The following is an 18,240-nucleotide window of genomic DNA, read 5'->3' on the forward strand; positions in this document are numbered from 1 at the left end:
TTATCCCTTACTTCCGCCGCTGGTGAGACCGCTGACCAGCGTCTTTTGCAGCCAGATGGCGATGAACAGTGGCGGCACCGATGCCAGAATACCGATCGCCGCGATCAGGCCATCGTCGGTCGCGCGTCCGGCCGTGAAACCCGCGATGGCAACCGGCAGGGTCTGTGCCGAAATATTGCTGGTAAAGAGCAGCGCATAGAAAAACTCATCCCAGGCCAGCAGCCAGCCAAACAGGGCCGCCGCGCCCAGCACCGGTTTAGCCAGCGGCAGCGTAATGCGCAGCAGCACCTGCCAGAAGCGCAGGCCATCCAGACGCGCAGCCTGTTCGATATCGCGCGGCAGCGCGTCAAACTGGTTTTTCAGCATCCAGGTCAGAAACGGCAGGATCAGCGAGCAGTAGACCATCACCAGGCCGGGGCGGGTATTGAGCAGCCCGAGCTGCTGCAGCAGAAAGTAGAGCGGCAGCACAAAGGCCACGGGCGGCACCATATAGATCGCCAGTGCGCCGGACAGCCAGGCCTCGCGGCCGCTGTAGCGGGAGAAGCTGAACGCCGCCGGTATCGCCAGCAGCAGTGAAATCGCCGTGGCGACGGTGGCGACCAGCAGGCTGTTCCCCAGCGCGTGCAGAAAAATCGTGCCCGGCTGGTTCGGTGCCAGCGAAACCAGCCCCTGATAGCGGCTGAAATCCCACTGACGCGGCAGCCACTCAAGCGGCACACGCGACAGGTCGCTGGCCGAGCTGACGCTCATCAGAAACAGCCAGCCCATCGGCGCCAGTATAGAGATCGCAACCAGCAGCGCGGCCCCGTAACGCAGCACCCGGCGCAGTTTAGTTTTCATAGGCGGAACTCCGGCGGCGCTGATGCCACAACATCAGCAGATAGATCGTGATCAGCAGGGCGCACATCAGGGTCATCAGTATCGCGTAGGCGGCACCGCTGCCGGCGCGCAGGTAGCTGAACGACTCCTGATAGACGAAAAAACTCAGGGTTTTAGTGCTGTCGACCGGCCCGCCGCGCGTCATCACATAGATGATGTCGAAAATCTTGAAGGCATCGATGGTGCGTAACACCAGCGCCACGCCCAGCGGCGCCACGATCGCCGGGAAGGTAATCGCCCGGAAACGACGCCAGGCAGAGGCACCATCCAGCCTGGCGGCTTCAAACAGATCGTCCGGAATCGACTGCAGGGCCGCCAGCACCAGCAGGGTAACCAGCGGGTAGTTTTTCCAGATATCCGCGAACATCACCGCGTTCAGGGCGGCATCCGGCGATCCCAGCCAGCTGCGATAGCCATCAAGGATGCCGAGCTGCGTGAGCAGGGCGTTGATGCTGCCATAATCGGGATTGAAGTTGAGCCGCCACATCATCGCATTGACGATGGTCGGCAGCGCCCAGGGCAGGATCACCAGCACCCGCAGGACGTTGCGTCCGACAAATTTCTGGTTGAGCAGCAGCGCCACCAGTACGCCGATGACGCCTTCGATTGAGACGGAGACCACGGTGAAGTAGAGCGTGCGCCAGATCGACGCCCGGAAATCGGGATCGCCGAGCGCATAGAGATAGTTATCCAGCCCTGTCCAGACCGGCGCCTCACCGCTGCCGATCAGCGCAGCATCGGTGAAGCTCAGCCAGATAGTGCGCACCAGGGGCCAGGCGGTGAGCAGCAGCATCACCAGCAGCATGGGTGCCAGCAGCACCCATGCCTGACGCTGTTCGCGTTGACGCAGACTCAGCATCATCACTCCTTAACGCAGCCGGGCGGCGCTTTTATCCACGGTCGCCATCGCATCCTGGGCCGGGATTTTGCCCAGTAACACCTGCTGCAACTGCTGCTGAAGCTGGTTCGAAAGACGGGAGTACTCGGCGGTTTCCGGACGTGACAGCATCACGTTCAGCGATTTATCCGCCGCCGCGATCAGGCTCTCCTGACCTTTTTTCACCGCCTCATCCTGATAGGAAGATTTCCAGATCGGCAGACTCAGCTTCGCGTACTGATTCTGCACGGGCTGAGAGGTCATATACTCAATGTACTGCCAGGCCTGATCGGAATGGGTGCTGCCTTTGGCGATCCCCAGCCCCATCGAACCATTCACCGCCCCGACCTTGCCCGGCGCGTCACCCGGCGCAGGCATAATGCCCACATCGCCTGCGACTTTACTCTGCTTTGGATCGTTCGCCATGTTGTACATGTAGGTCCAGTTCAGTGCGAACGCCGCATCGCCGTTAGAGAACGATTTCCGGACATCCTCTTCCAGATATTCGCGCGAAGCCGGGTTGCTCAGCCCCTCATCGAGCGAGCTTTTCATCAGGTTCAGCGCCTTCAGGGAGGCCGGGCCGGAGAAGCTGAGCTTGCCATTCTGATAGAACTGCCCGCCGAAGCCGGACACCAGCGTGGTGTAGTCGCACACCAGCGCCTCGGCCTGCGACCAGCTCCAGACCAGTGGATAGGTGACGATCTGCTTCTGCCTGATGATTTTCGCGTCATCCAGAACCTGCTGCCAGGTCTGCGGCGGGGTAGTAATGCCCGCTTTTGCCAGCATCGCCTTGTTGTAGTAGAGGTATTTAGTGTCCAGGATCCACGGCATGCCCAGGGTTTTGCCTTTATAGATCACCGTGTTCATCGCGCCCGGAAAGACCTTCTCTTTCTCCTCCGGCGTGATGCGGGCGCTGACATCCTGCAGCAGGTCGAAACGGGCAAACTCGGCCGGCCAGATGGCGTCAAACAGCACCACATCATAGCCATTACCGCCTGCACCGCGCGCCGCCACAATTTTGTCGTGCAGCGCTTCATAAGGCACAAACTCAAGATTAACGCTGATATCGGGATGCTGCTGCTGGAAACTCTGCGTCATCGCGCGGATATCATTTTCGCTATAGGCCGCCTGGGTCATAAACAGGGCATTGATCTGGCTGGCCGCCGCCGCACTGCCTGCGCTTAACAGCAGTAAGGCAGCAAAACCGGCTTTCAGTTGGGGGATGTAATGCTGTGACATGCTCTTCTCCACTATGCAGCAACAGGCTGTCGGTTAATTAAATCAATTTGATTGATTTAATCCGGGGCGTAAAACGGGCCACTTTGTGAAAGGGCCTGAGAGACAGAAGCAAACGGCGTGCCACTCATCTCACGGATAGTGAACAACACCGTAACAACGCTGAAACACAGACTGCGCTTTTATGGCAAAATTGCCTATCGCAACGCGCCAGAATTGCGTACAGCATCAAAGATATTGTTTGCCCGCAGGCCCCTGGCCCCCAATACTGTCAGGCGCCGCTGTAATGGAAAACACCATGAAAACCTCGGGAACCAACCTTGAACATGCGCGGGCGCACAACCGGCGTGTGGTAATCGAAGCTATCCGCCTGCACGGGGAGCTGACCCGTGCCGAACTGGCCCGCATGACCTCGCTGACGCCGCAGACCGTGTCGAATATCGTGGCCGAACTGGAGCAGGCCGGATTGCTGACCAGCCGCCAGCCGCGCCGCAGCGGACGGGGCCAGCCCTCGATTCCGGTCACGCTCAATCCCACCAGTGCCTGGTCCATCGGCATTCATCTTGATCATCAGACGCTGCTGCTGGTGCTGGTCGATCTCAGCGGCGAAGTCCACTTCCGCCGCCTTGTGATGGTGCAGAAGCCCCAGCCGGCTGCCACGCTGGCGTGCATTGCCGGCGTGCTGGCGGAGATGCGCCTTTTCCTGGGCGCACAGTGGCAGAAGGTGCTGGGGATTGGCGTGGTAATGCCGGGACCGTTTGGCGTCGAGGGCATCTCCTCGGTCGGGCCGACCACGCTGAACGGCTGGGAGCAGGTTGATATCGAGGCGGAACTGGCCGCCATCAGCGGTCTGCCGGTCACGCTGGAGAACGATGCCACGGTCGCCGCCATCGGCGAACGCTTTCACGGCTGCGCCCGCCATCTCAACTCCTTTATCTATCTCTATATCGGCACCGGCCTGGGTGCAGGCATTTTCACCGATGGCCATATCTATACTGGTCACGCCCATAACGCGGGAGAAATCGGCCATATCGTGGTGGCACCGGGCGGGCGGGCCTGTTACTGCGGTAATCAGGGATGTCTTGAGCGCTATGTTTCGCTGCAGGCTGCCTATGAGTTCTGCGGCCTCGATCCGATGCGTGCGCTGCCGGAAGATCTCCTGCAGATCGACCCTGCGCGCTTCACCGCCTGGATTGAGAGCGTGACCACGCCGCTGCGCCAGGCGATCAATATTCTGGAGTCGGTGTTTGATGCTGAGGCGGTGATTATCGGCGGCATGATGCCTGCGCCGTTACTGGAACAGATGGTTGAGCGGCTGCCACCTCTCTATCAGTCGGTACGCGGGCGTTATCTTCTGGATATGCGACTGAAGCGGGGCATGACCGGCAGCGACACGGCGGCGCTGGGTGCGGCCGCCTTGCCGATTTTCGATGAGTTTAACCCGCAGTTTCAGGTGCTGATGAAGTAGGCGGGAAAACGGGCGCGGTTGCGGACAACAGCGCCCACGGAATTAACCCGGGAAGATACCGCGATCTTTACGCGCCATCAAAATGCGCTCACAGGCCACGATGTAGGCCGCGGTGCGCAGCGAGCATGCTTTCTCCTTCGATTTCTCCCAGACGTGCACCATCGCTTCCGTCATGATCTTATCGGAGCGGCGGTTGATCTCTTCTTCGCTCCAGAAGAAGCTGGCCATATCCTGCACCCATTCGAAGTAACTCACAGTCACCCCGCCCGCGTTACAGACCACATCCGGCACCACGATGATGCCGCGTGTAGCCAGCATGTCATCCGCATCCGGATAGGTCGGGCCATTCGCGCCTTCCAGCACCAGCTTACAGCTCAGGATTTCTGCACGTTCACGGGTAATCTGCCCTTCCAGTGCGGCCGGGATCAGGATATCCATTTCGGTGGTCCAGAACGCCTCTTTATCAATGTCCTGCGCGCCAGGGAAACCGGCAATCTGCTTGTGAGCGATCTGCCATTCGGTCAGCGCTGCCATATTAATGCCATCGGCGTTGAACAGCGTGGCGGTGTGGTCCTGAATCACCACCACGCGCGCACCGGCTTCATCAAACAGACGGGCCGCTTCGCTGCCGACGTTACCGAAGCCCTGCACGGCTACGCGGGCACCTTCGATCTCGATGCCTGCGCGGCGCGCCACTTCGCGTCCGGTGATGAATACGCCACGGCCGGTGGCTTTTTCACGCCCCAGTGAGCCGCCCAGGTGAATCGGTTTGCCGGTGACGACGCCCGTCACGGTGGTGCCGAGGTTCATGGAGTAAGTATCCATCATCCACGCCATCACCTTGCTGTTGGTGCCAACGTCCGGTGCCGGAATATCTTTCTGCGGCCCGATGATGATACCGATTTCGCTGGTGTAGCGGCGGGTCAGACGCTCCAGCTCGCTCTCGGAGAGTTTGAAAGGATCGACACGGATGCCGCCCTTGGCACCGCCGTAAGGCAGGTTTACCGCCGCACATTTGATGGTCATCCAGGCGGAGAGCGCCATCACTTCATTAAGATCAACGTCCGGGTGATAGCGGATCCCCCCTTTACCGGGGCCGCGCGAAAGGTTGTGCTGAACGCGATAGCCTTCGAAGTGACGAATCGAGCCATCATCCATCTGCAAGGGAATATCGACAATCAACGCGCGTTTAGGATGACGCAAAGTATCTATCCAACGTGAAAGGTCGCCCAGATAGGGCGCAACCCGGTCGATTTGCTGCAGGTAGGTGGACCAGGCAGATGTGCTGCTTTCAGACGCATAAGATAACTTATCCATAAAAAACCTTTCTTAATGAAGTTATTTATTGTGTGGAGCCGTGGATGGTAAGCGCATTGTAGGGCGCGGATATAATCTAACACTCCTGAAACAAATAAGATGTGGCATCCGACAGGCCAGAAGGGCGCTATGCCCCTTTTTGGGGCGGCGTAAGTGAATAGATCGATGAATAAGCCTGCTCAGTCGCGAATAATGATGCGCCCAGAGTGCGTATTTGCTGCATAGAGGGAAAAATATCGCTATCTTTCAATTCTTTGAAGGTGTTCAAAAAGTTAAATAATTGATCGCAACCATGTTGACTTTATTGCACCAATTAGGTGCATGAAAATAAGTAATCAACGCATTACATAATGTAATGGAAAGAGTGAGATTTGAGCTGGTTAATCAGTGAGTTAACCCTGAGATAAGTGTTACATGCAGGAAGAGCGAAAAGCAAAGACCAGCCCGGCGGGCTGGTCTGATGTGTTACTGCCGCAGAGCCTGTTCGGCCTCGTCGAGTTCCTGGCGGGCTTCGGCCAGTTTCTCTTCCCGCTTCCGGATTTTACTGGCGCTGCGTCCTTCCGCTTTTGCTTTTGCAAGCGCCTGTTCGCGCTCCCCGACCTTACGCTTTTTCTCCGCCACCTTTTCCTGACGCTGCTTCAGCAGGCCGCTCTCGGTGCAGTGCTGCTCCACTTCACGCAGCGCCTTTTCAAGGCCGGCAGCCTGCTGGCTGTTGTTGTGCTGCCGGGCAAAAGCGAGTTGTGTCTCGATCGCCTGCTTTTTAGCGGCACAGCCGGTCAGGTCAGAAGCCGCATGCGCAGCGGTGAAGGTAAGGGGTAACAGGCAGAGGCCAAAGGCCAGTAATCTCTTTTTCATCAGCGTCTCGTCAATGAGTCAGGGTTGAGCCACCAGTATACGCAGCCACCTTAAGAACGTCTTAACGGAAAAAAATATTGTCTGGCGGGAAAAAGCGGGACAGACGCTGCCTGTGATCAGGCAGCGCTGGATGCGGAAGTGTGGGAAAACAGCAGATTGCGATCGGGGCCGGAAAGCATGATCGGATGCCCCGCCTGAGATTCCTGTTCGAAGTAGTCCTGCATCGCCTGACTGATGCCGGCACCACACCACATCACATGGTGCTCATGGATCTTGATTTTCGTGGCAGGCTTACCGCTTGCCCGGGCGTCAACCGCCACATCGAAGCCCATCGCCGTCAGACGAATCGCTTCAAGCCAGATCTCCGTTTTATCCAGCACGCTGACCGCTTCCAGAAACAGCGGAACGGCGGTGACGCTACGCGACGAGGCGCGCTTCACCCGGCCCGCCTGCTGCAGTACGGTCTGCTCGAAACGATCGAGGCGGCGCGCGGCACCCTGACGCTGGTCCGCATGGAGCCAGCTGCTCAGCGGCCGCAGCAGATTGATGATGAGGTCATCGCCGCTGTAGTTGCTGGCCATATGGTGCATCTGACGGGAGAGCGACAGCGGGGTGCCGAACTCCAGCTGCCAGAGCATGTCACCTTTACGCGCCGCCCAGCCTTGTGTCTTCACCGTCGAGGCCGCCTGCTGACTCTGCCGGATCTCCTCCAGCGTGGCGCCTGTAGCCGTTAAGTTGATCAGGGTGTGAATTTCGCGGAGGTGATCGTCACTCCAGCTTTCCGTATCGTGCTGCGGCGTCAGTAACCCCTGCTTCATCCAGCGTTTCAGGTTCGCGGGATGGGTGCCGGTAAACGCACAGATCGTATCAGTCGTATGAAATTGCATATCGAACCCTCTGTTGAGGGAATGGCCGCCGGGAAGGCCCCGGGGATGAACCTCTACTATGAACCTGATCAGGCTGAATTGACAGGGGCAGCACAGAGGAAAAATCGCCGCGCAGCCGTTTGCAGAGGCGAGATCGGGTCTTATCCGGCCAGAGAAATCAGGCGGATCAAGAGGTTAAAACGCGCGCCCGCTGGTGACAAAAAGACTGTGTATATATTCAGTAAAAAAACTTTACGTAAATTGTCACAACAGGCCCGCTTTTCAGGCACTTTTTAAGAGCATGCCGACTTCGGCCCCCCTTACATCCGGCCGGGAACCCGCTAAAATAGTCGGTTCTGACAATCAGGAGAATGAGTGCCAAATGCGTTATCGTTTTACTCTCGCCGTTGTAACGGTTGCCGCTGTACTGACCGGCTGTGCGAAGCATGCCCCCGAGGATGCCGCCGATGAATTTGCTGCTGGCCCGACGCAGATCGATGTTTCACACATCAAGACCCGCGCAGACGATGGCTCCAGCGTATTCCTGACGGTAGATGGAAAAGAGGCCGGAAAACTGCCGAAAGGTGAAAGCAGGCTGCTGCATGTGCCCGCAGGCAAACATCAGGTGGGTGGCTATGTGGCCACGCTGTTTGGCATGGGCAGAGTGACGATTGCCCCGATAGAAGTGACCACGTCACCGGAAGATGTCAAAAAAGTGGCTTATACGGTGACGCGTAACAAAGCGGCCTTTGTTGAAAGCAAAGGCGAGCAGGGCTGATGGAACGCTGGCGGAGAGCCACGCTCTCCGCTGGACACGCAAGGGCTATAAGCCGAGATCGCTCAGCGACGGATGGTCGTCTGGGCGTCGTCCCTGAGGCCAGTGGAATAGCCGCTGCGCCTCGCTGATTTTCAGGTCATTGATGCTGGCAAAGCGCTGCTTCATCAGCCCCTGCGCATCGAACGCCCAGTTCTCATTGCCGTATGAGCGATACCACTGCTGATTATCGTCGTGCCACTCATAGGCAAAACGCACCGCAATCCGGTTCTGATCAAAACTCCACAGCTCCTTAATCAGCCGGTACGCGTGCTCCCGCTGCCACTTCTGCTGCAGAAAAGCGACGATTTCAGCCCGGCCCGTCAGAAAGGTATCGCGATTGCGCCACTGACTGTCCACGGAGTAGGCCAGTGCGACCCGCTCCGCATCGCGGCTGTTCCAGCCATCTTCGGCCAGCCGGACTTTCTCCCTCGCCTGTTCGGGGCGGGTAAAGGGCGGTAAAGGCGGACGTGATTGTTCCAACGTTTTCTCCTTAGCAGGGCCGCTCAGCGTATGAAGCCTCAGCAGGTGACGATCAGAGTTCGAGCGCGTGGATCTGGCAGACCGCCCGCGCCGCTTCCTGGCCTTTTTTCACGAAGTGGTGCGTGTAGAAGTCGATGAATTCGGCGGAGGGCTGGAAATTATGCGGCGTGAGCGACACGGAGAAGACCGGCACGTTGGTCGCCAGCTGCGCCTGCATCAGGCCACTGACTACCGCCTGGGCGACAAAATCGTGACGGTAGATTCCGCCATCCACCACCAGAGCCGCACAGACGATCGCATCATACTTTCCGGTCTGCGCCAGACGTTGCGCCAGCAGCGGCATTTCGAAAGCGCCCGGCACATCCCATGTCTTGATCTCGCAGGTCGCGCCGCGGCTCTCCATCTCCTGTTCGAATCCGGTGAGGACCTGTGAAACGATTTCGCTATGCCAGTTAGCTTTAATAAAGGCGACGTTCAACGGCTGCATGACTTACTCCAGTAAAAGATACTATCCAGTAGTAACGGGCCAGTTCAGGACGCTGACCCCGCATCAAAAAGGGCGTCTGACAGGCCGGTAACCTGCTGACTGCCTTCACTATACTGCAATGTAAAGGGTCTGTGTCTAAGATTGTTATTTTATGTGAATCCCTGATGTCAGGATCGGCACCTGTAACCTGGCCCGGCTGCCTCAAATCTCCCCGCTGAACTCCGCGACAGGCGCTTTCCGCCGCCGTTTGCGTAACAGCTTCCAGTTACGCGATTGCTCAAATAAAATACTGGATATATGAACAGGTAGTTGTATAATAATTGGACTGCCCGCCGGGTATTGGTAGCGTTTTAGTGAGGGGTGAACCCATGATGATTTCGACTGAAAGCCTCAAATCTCTGGAACAATCGGTCACAATGAGCAGTCGTGAACTGGCTCAGATGACTGGCATCACACACGGAGAAGTGAAGCGGTTAATCAAAAGTCTGGAAACGGCGCAGCGTCTCTCCCAGCCACTCAAAATCAGTGAGTATGAGCGGGAAGGGGAAGTGCGTCAGGAGTACCGCCTGAATAAGCGTGATTCGCTGCTGGCCGTGGCTCGCCTGTCGCCGGGCTTCACGGCTGAAGTGCTGGATCGCTGGCAGGATCGGGAAAAAACCACCCACCTTCCTGACTTTACCAATCCTGCCGAAGCGGCGCGTGCCTGGGCCGAGCAGTTTGAACAGCGCCAGGCCGCAGAGCAGCAGCTGGCGCTCTCGGCACCCAAAGCCGCATTCTTTGATAACTTCGTTGAGGTGGATGACGCGCTGGGTTTCCGTCAGCTCTGCAAAATGCTGAAAGCCAAAGAGCCGGAATTTCGTCAGTTCCTGCTGGAACGCAACATCATGTATCGTGCGAAAGGCACGCTGACGCCCCAGCATTATCATCTGCAGGCTGGCTACTTCACGCTGCACACCGGCACAGGCGAGAACCAGCATGCCTTTTCTCAGGCACGCTTCACCTCAAAAGGGGTGAAATGGGTTGCCAGTTTGTGGGCCGGACATCTCTCTGCGCAGCTGAAAGGGGCAGCCGCCTGAGCGCATACTGACCCGGTGGCGCCGGGCTGACGTCGCTGCGTACCCCCCGTCAGCCGTCAGCGAGGGCGCAAAAAAAGGCCGCAACACGGTTGCGGCCTTTTTCGATCCGTAAAGAGCCGTTCTTACCACCCTTTGATGGCGTCACCCTTATAGACTTCGTCGGCTTTCGCCGCCACTTCCGGTGACTGCAGCGCCGCTTTCAGCTTCTGAATTTTATCGCTGTCTTTATTCTCTTCGCGTGAAACCAGTGCATTCACGTAAGGCGATGAGGCGCTTTCCATAAACAGGCCGTCGCGGTGCGCTGATAATCCCGCCTGAGCGGAGAAGTTGGTATTGATAATCGACAGGGTCACGTTGGGATCGTCCAGCGTGCGGGTCAGCTGTGGCGTATCCACTTCAACCAGCTTCAGATTCTTTGGATTCTCAATAATATCCAGCGAGGTCGGTAAATAACCCACACCCTCTTTAAGTTTGATCAGACCCTGTGCCTGTAACAGCAGCAGGCTGCGTCCCAGCGTCGTGGCTTCATTAGAAATGGTGATGGTGGCACCATTCTGCAGTTCGCTGATGTTCTTGATCTTGTGCGAATAGGCCGCAATCGGGAAGACAAACGTTTTGCCGACTACGGCAAACTTATAGCCGCGCTCTTTGGACTGCGCCTCCAGATAAGGCAGGCTCTGGAAAGCGTTGGCATCCACTTCTTTATTATTCAGCGCCTCGTTAGGCAGCACATAATCATTGAAGTTGAGAACCTCAACATCAAGTTTGTATTTATCTTTTGCGACCTGCTGAACCACCTGCCAGATCGCCTCATCCGGCCCGGTATTAATGGCAACTTTGACTTTGTTATCGTCATCTTTCGAGCAGGCAGATAATAATAAAACAGAACTGGCGAGTAATGCCGTAAACAGACCTTTCATTATCAGAAATCCCTCAGGTAGTAGATGATTTCAAAGATAATACAGAACGGGCAGGTTGCGAACTCGCGCCGGGCTATATCTTATAACCGCAAGGCCATTATCGGGCATAAAATAACCAGTGCTGTCGTCAGCCGCTATTTACCATGATTATTTGAGGCGGCGAAACAGTAATCAGTCGCCCGGACAGCAGGCCCGTCACCGCCATTTTCTTCTAAGCTTACTTCTCATTCATGACCGGCACGCTTCCGTAAAACAGGGATTATCATGTCGAAGCAAAAGAACGAAATTAAAGCCGTTGAGGTGATGCGCAGCAGCCAGGCGTGGAACGGCGAGGTAATTGATGCTTATCCCGCTGGCGAACCTGAACTGACCGTAATGCGGCTGTCGCTGCCTGCCCATACCTCGCTCCCCTGGCACACCCATCCGATGCCAAATGCGGCGTTTATTCTCTCCGGCACCCTGATCGTCGAAGATAAAGAGAGCGGCGAGCAGCGTACGTTTCACGCGGGAGAGGCCCTGAATGAAACCGTCAACAGCGCACACCGGGGATACACGCTGGAAGAGCCTGCCGAACTGGTGATCACCTATGCCGGTGTAAAGGGGCAGGATCTGAGTGAACCTCTGCCAGGTGAGCCGGAGGAGTTTTAGGGCAGGGGCGCGCGGACGCTGTTATGCCGGAGAATGAGCCTGCGGCGCACCGCCAAACCCGGCCTCCCGCAGCCGCGCCTGCGCCCGGTCGGTCAGCAGAAACCCGGCCAGCGGCTGCGCCTCCGGGGTAAGGATGGCGCAGCAGTAACGCGCTACCGGATTAAACGCGGGCGGGATTGCCATCACCGTCAGCCCGGCAATCCGGCGCAGCGCCGCCCGATAGCTGGCATAACCGATGAACAGATCGGCCCGATCTTCCAGAATAAGCCATTCCGCCGCCAGCCTGCCCGGCGGGATCGGGGGGGAGTGGCGTCCACCGACCCGTGCGCTGGCCCGCTGACGCACCGCTTCCCCCGCCTTTCCCATCCGGGAAAAGAGCTGTTGCGCATAGTCACCGCCGGGATCGTCGCCCGGCGTGGAGGTGGCGATCCGCAGCCTGTCACGGGTCAGCAGTGTGAACCAGTCGTCGCCCGCCTGAAGCCGATCGCTGCGGACGGTGAGGCAGAGCGTATTGGTGGCAAAGGGCAGGGTTGCCAGCGCCTGACCCGCCTGCCGCAGCCGCTGCGGATGATCTTCGCTGGCCGAGACGAAGAGATCGCAGACCAGTCCCGCTTCAATCTCTTCACGCAGCAGACCGGCCGGGCCAGACCGGGTCTCCACCGGCGCCGGGAAGCTCGCCATCAGCGCGGGCCAGACCGGTTTCAGACTGCCCGCCACCGCCACCCTGAGCATCACTCCGTTGCCTGCCAGTGGGTGCGATAGAAGCGCTGATACCACTGATTGGCCAGCCGGGTCATATCCACATCCTGAAACGTCTGCGGATAGAGTTTTTTCGCCATCCAGAGTTCCCCCAGCCCCATCGCTTCCGGCATCGGATAGCCCCAGGCCTTGGCGTAGTCCGGCATCAGATAAACGCGATGGTGTTTAACCGCATCGATGCTCTGCCATTGCGGGGATTGCGTGATCGTCTGTACTACACCGGGATAGCGGTTCTGCACAAAAATAACCTGCGGGTTCCAGCTGATCACCTGCTCCATTGAGACCGTCTTAAATCCCGTAATGGTCGCGGCGGCGACGTTGACGGCGCCCGCATGCTGCATCATCAAACCGGTGTATTTGCCCGCACCATAGGTGGTCAGTTCCGGATTCGCCATATAGGCGCGAATGCGTTTATCCGCCGGGATCGCCTTGAGACGGTCGCGGACAATCTGCCGACCCTCATCGGTGGCCGCGATCAGCGCCTTCGCTTCAGCGGGTTTATTAACGATCTCGCCAATCAGTGTGATGCCTTCGCGCAGCCCCTTATCGTAGGCGGTTTCCTCGTCGCTCATCGTCGGATTCATTCTGGTTTTTTCACCGGGCCGATCGTGACGCAGAGAGATAGCCACCACCGGAATGCCGAGGGCGCTGATGCTGTCGATCATCGCCTGCGGCGCATAGTTAGTGACAAACACCACCTGCGGATGCAGCGCCACCAGTGTTTCCGGATCGACGTGCGTCAAATCGCCGAGGGTGGCTTTCTGATTCAGTTCCGGTGCCAGACGCGCATAGCCGTCGCCCAGCTCCTGCTTCCAGTTCGCCATCACCCCGACAATCTTATCGGTGGCGTTCATCTGCACCAGCAGATTCAGGGTCTGATGCTGGAGTACCACCACGCGGTCGACGCGATCAGGAATCGTAACCTGACGGCCAGTCTGGTCAGTGATCTGACGCGACGCCTGAGATGCCAGGGGAAGAACGGCCAGTAAACCGAGGGTGCATACCTGCCAGAAACGCTTCATTAAGGCTCCTCAAATTTCGTTATGCACAGGATTATATAACGAAGGAGAAAGGGCGTCACGGTCTGCCGCCATTTTCAGCGGCGGTCAGCGTGACAGATTGAGACTGCCGGAACGCCGTCAGCAGGGCACCGATTATGTGCAACGCGCGCCGCTGGCTCCCCATCCCGGTGCCTTCTGCTTTCTGACCTCGTTAACCGACTGATTCTGTGCGATTTAAATTCTGGTACGCCAATTGCAGGTCTCACGGCAGTAAGCAGCGTAAGACACAAGATCATCAATAGCTGGCTAGGGTTCCGGTTCACGCAGGTGAATGGCTGGTCCGAGAGCTGGCGACCTCTGCGAGGTTACACGGCGGGACAAAAGCCCGGGAGACAGCGGCACCATCTGGTGTCCTGCGCTGCTCCCTTTTTTTGTGCCAACCAGAGGTCAACCATGAAGAAATCCCCCCTCCTGACACTTGTTATGTCGCTGGCGCTGCTGGTCAGCGCCCCCTCGTTTGCCGCGGCGAAAAAAGAGTTCAACATCTGCTGGACCATCTATGCGGGCTGGATGCCCTGGGGCGCCATCAGCAATGAGAAGATCATTGATAAATGGGCCAGCAAATATGGCATCAAAATTCACATCACCCAGCTGAACGACTATATCGAGTCGATCAACCAGTACACGGCGGGCCAGTTCGACGGCTGCACCATGACCAATATGGATGCCCTGACCATTCCGGCCGCCGGGGGCGTTGACTCTACGGCGCTGATCACCGGCAGCTATTCCGACGGCAACGACGGCATCGTCCTGAAAGGAACCGGAAAGAAACTCAGCGATCTGAAAGGGATGTCGGTCTATCTGCCTGCGCTGTCGGTTTCTCACTATCTGCTGGTCCGGGGGCTGGAGACGGCCGGGTTGCAGGAGAAGGATGTCAAAGTGGTGAACACCTCGGATGCCGATATCGTCCCGGCCTTTGGCACCAGCGGCGTTAAGGCGGCCGTCGCGTGGAATCCGCAGCTGTCGGTAATTAAAAAGACGCCGCAGACCACCGAAGTGTTCAGCTCCTCCGCCGTACCGGGTGAACTGATTGACATGATGGTAGTGAATACCGACACCCTGAAAGAGAACCCGGCACTGGGCAAGGCGCTGACCGGGGCCTGGTTTGAGATGATGGGGAAGATGCAGGCCGGGGATACACAGGCGCTGAGCGCGATGGCCGCCGATTCCGGTACCGATCTCGCCGGTTATCAGGCGCAGCTGAAGACGACCCACCTGTTCCCGACGCCCGCCGAAACCACCACCTTTGTCAGCTCGCCCGACCTGCCGAAAACCATGCAGCGCGTTGCCGCGTTCTCCTTTGATAAGGGCTTGCTGGGAGAGGGCGCGCAGAGTGCGGACTTCATCGGGATGCAGTTCCCTGGCAATGTCACCGTCGGTGATCCCGCCAACATCAAACTGCGCTTTGACGATAGCTATCTGAAGATGGCCGCCGCAGGCAAGCTCTAATTACTGACTCCGGGAGTTCAAGCCATGCGCCATATCAACCGCTATCCCCGCCAGGGAATGCGCCTGACGCTGATGCTATTACCCTTTGTGCTGCTGGCCGCCGCCTGGTTTATCAGTTCGGCGGTGCGCCTGGAGGCGAATCCGCATGACAAGCTGCTGCCGGGCCTGTCGCAGATGATCGCGGCCATCGATCGGATGGCCTTTACGCCGGACAAGCGCAGCGGGGAATTTCTGCTGTGGGCAGACACCTGGATCAGCCTGAGTCGCCTGCTGACCGGGCTGGCGATCTCATCGCTGATCGGCCTGTGCATCGGCATCGCGGCGGGTGTCTTCCCGATGAGCCGCGCGGCGCTGTCGCCCTTTATGACCGTGGTATCGATGATCCCGCCGCTGGCGCTGCTGCCGATGCTGTTTATCGTCTTCGGGCTGGATGAGCTGTCAAAAGTGATGCTTATCGTGATCGGTATTACGCCGATGCTGGCGCGCGATCTGGAACAGCGGGCGCGGGAGATCCCCGCCGAGCTGTTCATCAAGGCGCAGACCCTGGGGGCCAACAGCTGGACGGTGGTACTGCGCGTGGTGTTGCCGCAGCTGCTGTCACGGCTGATCACCTCGCTGCGGCTGCTGCTCGGGTCGGCGTGGCTCTTTCTGATCTCCGCCGAGGCGATCTCCGCCACGGCCGGTCTGGGCTATCGCATTTTCCTTGTGCGCCGCTATATGGCGATGGACGTCATCATCCCCTATGTCATCTGGATCACGCTGCTGGCGTGGCTGATGGATCTGGCGCTGCGTCAGCTGCACAAGGCCTGTTTCCCCTGGGCGGAAGGAGGCCGGGAATGAGTTTCATCGATATCAAAAACATCTGGCAGGAGTATGGCGACCATGTGGTGCTGGAGCGCATCAACCTGCAGGTGAAAGAGGGCGAGTTCTGTTCGCTGGTGGGCGCGTCGGGCTGTGGGAAATCGACGTTTTTGCGGCTGCTGCTTGGCCAGGAGAAGCCCACGCGGGGCGCGATCACGCTGGACGGCGCGCAGCTGTCCGCCGAACCCGATCGCAGCCGTGGCGTGGTATTTCAGCGCTATTCAGTGTTTCCGCACCTGAACGTGCTGGATAACGTCGCTGTCGGCCTTGAACTGCCCGCCTCGCCGTTTCTGGGACGGCTGATCGGTGCCCGGAAACGCCAGGCCCGTGAGCAGGCAAAAGCGATGCTGGAGAAGGTCGGGCTGGGCCATGCGCTCGACAAATATCCGGCGCAGCTCTCAGGCGGTATGCAGCAGCGACTGGCGATCGCTCAGGCGTTTGTGATGCAGCCGCGCGTGCTGCTGCTGGATGAGCCGTTTGGCGCGCTGGACCCCGGCATTCGCAAAGATATGCACGCGCTGCTGCTTCAGCTCTGGAGCGAAACCCGCATGACGGTGTTTATGGTCACCCACGACCTGGCCGAGGGCTTTAATCTCGGCACCCGGCTGCTGGTCTTTGACAAGGTCCGCCTCGATCCTCAGGCCCCGAATGCGTGGGGCGCGCGGATCACTTACGACATCCCGCTCAACGAGACCCGGCTCTCTCAGCTGGCGACCGGCACGCAAAACAACCTCTATCCGATTAAGGAGATCGCCCGATGACCACACTGTTTCACTCCGCCCCGGCCCTGCGCGAAGAGCGGCTGCCGGGTGGCGCCCATACCTCACTGATTCTGCGCAAAGGGCAGATTCTGCGCCTGACCGATATCGACGGCGGCGCTAACGTCAGCATGATGATGCTCAATCCTCACGAAAAAAGTGAGCGCCTGAACCTGCCCGACACCCTGAAAGGGCAGCACACCGCGCGGCTGACGCGCGGACACTGTTTCTACTCTGATATGGGCCGCGTGATGGCGGCGATCGTCGCCGATAGCTGCGGCTGGCACGATCCCTTTGGCGGCGTACTCAACGCGGCTGAGACGCAGGAGAAGTATGGCACAGGGCGCTATCAGGAGCTGCGCAACGGCTTCTACCGCAACGGTGTGGATAATCTGCTGGTTGAGATGGGCAAATGGGATCTGGGCCTGGCGGATCTGCTGATGGTGGTGAACTTCTTCAGCCGGGTCACGGTGGATAACGCAGGCCGGTTTACATTCACCCCGGATAACAGCCGTGCGGGCGACTACGTGGAGCTTTACGCGCCGATGGATGTGCTGCTGATCCTCACCGCGCTGCCGCATCCGCAGGATCCGGTAACGGAATACAACCCGCGCCCGGTCCAGCTGAGCTGGTATCAGGCCGACGACAGTCAGGCCGTGACGGACGCCATGCTTACGCGCGATGAGAACCAGCGCGCATTTCAGAACACCCGCTTTTTTGCCCTGTAAGGAGGCTGCCATGACCCTCATTCACTCTGAATGTTCTCCCGAAGAGGCGTGCTATCGCCATCAGATCCCGGCGGGCGAGCCGTGGCTGTTTGAAGTCAGAAAGGGCCAGACGCTGCGCCTGCTCGACCTCGAAGGCAATCAGGCGATCGATACCCTGTTTTATAACGCCGACAACCCACGGGAGCGATACGATCCGCAGCGTACGCTGCGCCGTCAGGGCAATGTCTATCTGACCACCGGCAGCGTGCTCTTTTCAAACCTGGGAAATCCGCTGCTGACTATCGTCGCCGACACCTGCGGTCGTCACGACACCCTGGGCGGCGCCTGCTCGCAGGAGAGCAACACGGTGCGCTACGCCCAGGATAAACGCTACATGCACAGCTGCCGCGATAACTTTCTCTGCGCCTGTCTGCACGATGGTCGCCTGCACAAGCGCGATATCGGCGCCAATATCAATTTCTTCATGAATGTGCCGGTCACGCCCGAAGGGGGGCTGACCTTTGCCGATGGCCTGTCCGCGCCCGGCAAATATGTGGAGCTGGTGGCGGAGTGCAACGTGATGGTGCTGATCTCCAACTGTCCGCAGCTGAATAACCCCTGTAACGGCTGGAACCCGACGCCCGCCGAAGTGCTGGTCTGGAACTGAGCCGCGCCATCCGCTGAACATGCCGCCCGCGCGTTTCCTGCGCGCCGGTCAG

The 18,240-nt window shown here is 58.5% G+C and carries 20 protein-coding genes and 1 riboswitch; of the genes, 9 read left to right on the top strand and 11 right to left on the bottom strand.

Going from position 1 to position 18,240, the window contains the following annotated elements; translation table 11 throughout:
• Genes ACNY69_RS13285 through ACNY69_RS13295 form a run of 3 tightly spaced genes read right to left on the bottom strand, consistent with a single transcriptional unit; the run spans position 1 to position 2,995 of the window.
• Positions 1 to 840, bottom strand: a complete 840-nt coding sequence (locus ACNY69_RS13285; RefSeq protein ID WP_111138406.1) for a carbohydrate ABC transporter permease — start codon at positions 838 to 840, stop codon at positions 1 to 3.
• Positions 830 to 1,738 (bottom strand): carbohydrate ABC transporter permease, encoded by a 909-nt coding sequence (locus ACNY69_RS13290; protein WP_418798991.1) that lies wholly within the window; start codon positions 1,736 to 1,738, stop codon positions 830 to 832. Before ACNY69_RS13290 ends, ACNY69_RS13285 begins: the two co-directional genes overlap by 11 nt.
• 9 nt (positions 1,739 to 1,747) lie before the next feature.
• Entirely contained in the window at positions 1,748 to 2,995 is a 1,248-nt protein-coding gene (locus tag ACNY69_RS13295; RefSeq protein WP_418798681.1) for an extracellular solute-binding protein, read from the bottom strand.
• A 295-nt stretch (positions 2,996 to 3,290) separates the two neighbouring features.
• Here ACNY69_RS13295 and ACNY69_RS13300 point away from each other — a divergent pair, with 295 nt between their 5' ends.
• Positions 3,291 to 4,460 carry an ROK family transcriptional regulator gene (locus tag ACNY69_RS13300; protein ID WP_111138464.1) on the top strand — a complete coding sequence of 390 codons (1,170 nt, stop codon included), beginning with the start codon at positions 3,291 to 3,293 and terminating at the stop codon, positions 4,458 to 4,460.
• 42 nt (positions 4,461 to 4,502) lie between these two features.
• Here ACNY69_RS13300 and ACNY69_RS13305 read toward each other — a convergent pair whose 3' ends face one another.
• The 3 genes from ACNY69_RS13305 to ACNY69_RS13315 form a co-directional block, all read right to left on the bottom strand.
• Positions 4,503 to 5,777 carry a Glu/Leu/Phe/Val family dehydrogenase gene (locus tag ACNY69_RS13305; protein WP_111138409.1) on the bottom strand — a complete coding sequence of 425 codons (1,275 nt, stop codon included), beginning with the start codon at positions 5,775 to 5,777 and terminating at the stop codon, positions 4,503 to 4,505.
• Between the two features lie 465 nt (positions 5,778 to 6,242).
• A complete protein-coding gene (locus ACNY69_RS13310) occupies positions 6,243 to 6,632 on the bottom strand; it encodes a DUF1090 domain-containing protein (protein ID WP_293772359.1) in 390 nt (129 codons plus the stop codon).
• A gap of 116 nt (positions 6,633 to 6,748) precedes the next feature.
• Entirely contained in the window at positions 6,749 to 7,519 is a 771-nt protein-coding gene (locus ACNY69_RS13315) for a MerR family transcriptional regulator (RefSeq protein ID WP_418798684.1), read from the bottom strand.
• A 361-nt stretch (positions 7,520 to 7,880) separates the two neighbouring features.
• Here ACNY69_RS13315 and ACNY69_RS13320 point away from each other — a divergent pair, with 361 nt between their 5' ends.
• Positions 7,881 to 8,276: a hypothetical protein gene (locus ACNY69_RS13320; RefSeq protein WP_418798686.1), complete on the top strand. Its 396-nt coding sequence runs from the start codon at positions 7,881 to 7,883 to the stop codon at positions 8,274 to 8,276.
• A 45-nt stretch (positions 8,277 to 8,321) separates the two neighbouring features.
• Here the strand turns inward: ACNY69_RS13320 and ACNY69_RS13325 are convergent, their stop codons facing one another.
• Positions 8,322 to 8,795: a nuclear transport factor 2 family protein gene (locus tag ACNY69_RS13325; protein WP_111138414.1), complete on the bottom strand. Its 474-nt coding sequence runs from the start codon at positions 8,793 to 8,795 to the stop codon at positions 8,322 to 8,324.
• Positions 8,796 to 8,847: 52 nt separating this feature from the next.
• Positions 8,848 to 9,282, bottom strand: a complete 435-nt coding sequence (locus tag ACNY69_RS13330) for a 6,7-dimethyl-8-ribityllumazine synthase (protein WP_418798689.1) — start codon at positions 9,280 to 9,282, stop codon at positions 8,848 to 8,850.
• A 368-nt stretch (positions 9,283 to 9,650) separates the two neighbouring features.
• Between ACNY69_RS13330 and ACNY69_RS13335 the strand changes: the two genes are divergently transcribed.
• The gene (locus tag ACNY69_RS13335) at positions 9,651 to 10,358 is read left to right on the top strand and encodes a phage antirepressor KilAC domain-containing protein (protein WP_111138416.1); all 708 of its coding nucleotides are present in this window, start codon (positions 9,651 to 9,653) and stop codon (positions 10,356 to 10,358) included.
• A 122-nt stretch (positions 10,359 to 10,480) separates the two neighbouring features.
• Here the strand turns inward: ACNY69_RS13335 and ACNY69_RS13340 are convergent, their stop codons facing one another.
• Entirely contained in the window at positions 10,481 to 11,278 is a 798-nt protein-coding gene (locus ACNY69_RS13340) for a MetQ/NlpA family ABC transporter substrate-binding protein (RefSeq protein WP_162287380.1), read from the bottom strand.
• A gap of 264 nt (positions 11,279 to 11,542) precedes the next feature.
• Here ACNY69_RS13340 and ACNY69_RS13345 point away from each other — a divergent pair, with 264 nt between their 5' ends.
• Positions 11,543 to 11,926 carry a cupin domain-containing protein gene (locus ACNY69_RS13345; protein WP_418798692.1) on the top strand — a complete coding sequence of 128 codons (384 nt, stop codon included), beginning with the start codon at positions 11,543 to 11,545 and terminating at the stop codon, positions 11,924 to 11,926.
• A 21-nt stretch (positions 11,927 to 11,947) separates the two neighbouring features.
• Here ACNY69_RS13345 and ACNY69_RS13350 read toward each other — a convergent pair whose 3' ends face one another.
• Both ACNY69_RS13350 and ACNY69_RS13355 read right to left on the bottom strand, forming a co-directional pair.
• The gene (locus ACNY69_RS13350; RefSeq protein WP_418798993.1) at positions 11,948 to 12,658 is read right to left on the bottom strand and encodes a substrate-binding domain-containing protein; all 711 of its coding nucleotides are present in this window, start codon (positions 12,656 to 12,658) and stop codon (positions 11,948 to 11,950) included.
• Positions 12,658 to 13,707, bottom strand: coding sequence for an ABC transporter substrate-binding protein (locus ACNY69_RS13355; protein ID WP_111138419.1), 1,050 nt, complete (start codon positions 13,705 to 13,707; stop codon positions 12,658 to 12,660). Before ACNY69_RS13355 ends, ACNY69_RS13350 begins: the two co-directional genes overlap by 1 nt.
• Positions 13,708 to 13,981: 274 nt before the next feature.
• Positions 13,982 to 14,080, top strand: a riboswitch (guanidine-I (ykkC/yxkD leader).
• 59 nt (positions 14,081 to 14,139) lie between these two features.
• Here ACNY69_RS13355 and ACNY69_RS13360 point away from each other — a divergent pair.
• From ACNY69_RS13360 to ACNY69_RS13380, 5 genes are read left to right on the top strand one after another with little or no spacing between them, the layout of a single operon-like run.
• Positions 14,140 to 15,195, top strand: coding sequence for a putative urea ABC transporter substrate-binding protein (locus ACNY69_RS13360; protein WP_111138420.1), 1,056 nt, complete (start codon positions 14,140 to 14,142; stop codon positions 15,193 to 15,195).
• Positions 15,196 to 15,219: 24 nt separating this feature from the next.
• A complete protein-coding gene (locus tag ACNY69_RS13365) occupies positions 15,220 to 16,035 on the top strand; it encodes an ABC transporter permease (RefSeq protein ID WP_111138421.1) in 816 nt (271 codons plus the stop codon).
• A complete protein-coding gene (locus ACNY69_RS13370; protein ID WP_111138422.1) occupies positions 16,032 to 16,817 on the top strand; it encodes an ABC transporter ATP-binding protein in 786 nt (261 codons plus the stop codon). Before ACNY69_RS13365 ends, ACNY69_RS13370 begins: the two co-directional genes overlap by 4 nt.
• On the top strand, positions 16,814 to 17,542 hold the full coding sequence (locus ACNY69_RS13375; protein WP_111138423.1) for an urea amidolyase associated protein UAAP1: 729 nt from the start codon (positions 16,814 to 16,816) through the stop codon (positions 17,540 to 17,542). Before ACNY69_RS13370 ends, ACNY69_RS13375 begins: the two co-directional genes overlap by 4 nt.
• A gap of 10 nt (positions 17,543 to 17,552) precedes the next feature.
• Positions 17,553 to 18,188 carry an urea amidolyase associated protein UAAP2 gene (locus ACNY69_RS13380; protein ID WP_418798695.1) on the top strand — a complete coding sequence of 212 codons (636 nt, stop codon included), beginning with the start codon at positions 17,553 to 17,555 and terminating at the stop codon, positions 18,186 to 18,188.
• Positions 18,189 to 18,240: the final 52 nt, after the last annotated feature.

It is taken from the genome of Pantoea graminicola (assembly GCF_048452665.1).
GTDB lineage: Bacteria > Pseudomonadota > Gammaproteobacteria > Enterobacterales > Enterobacteriaceae > Pantoea.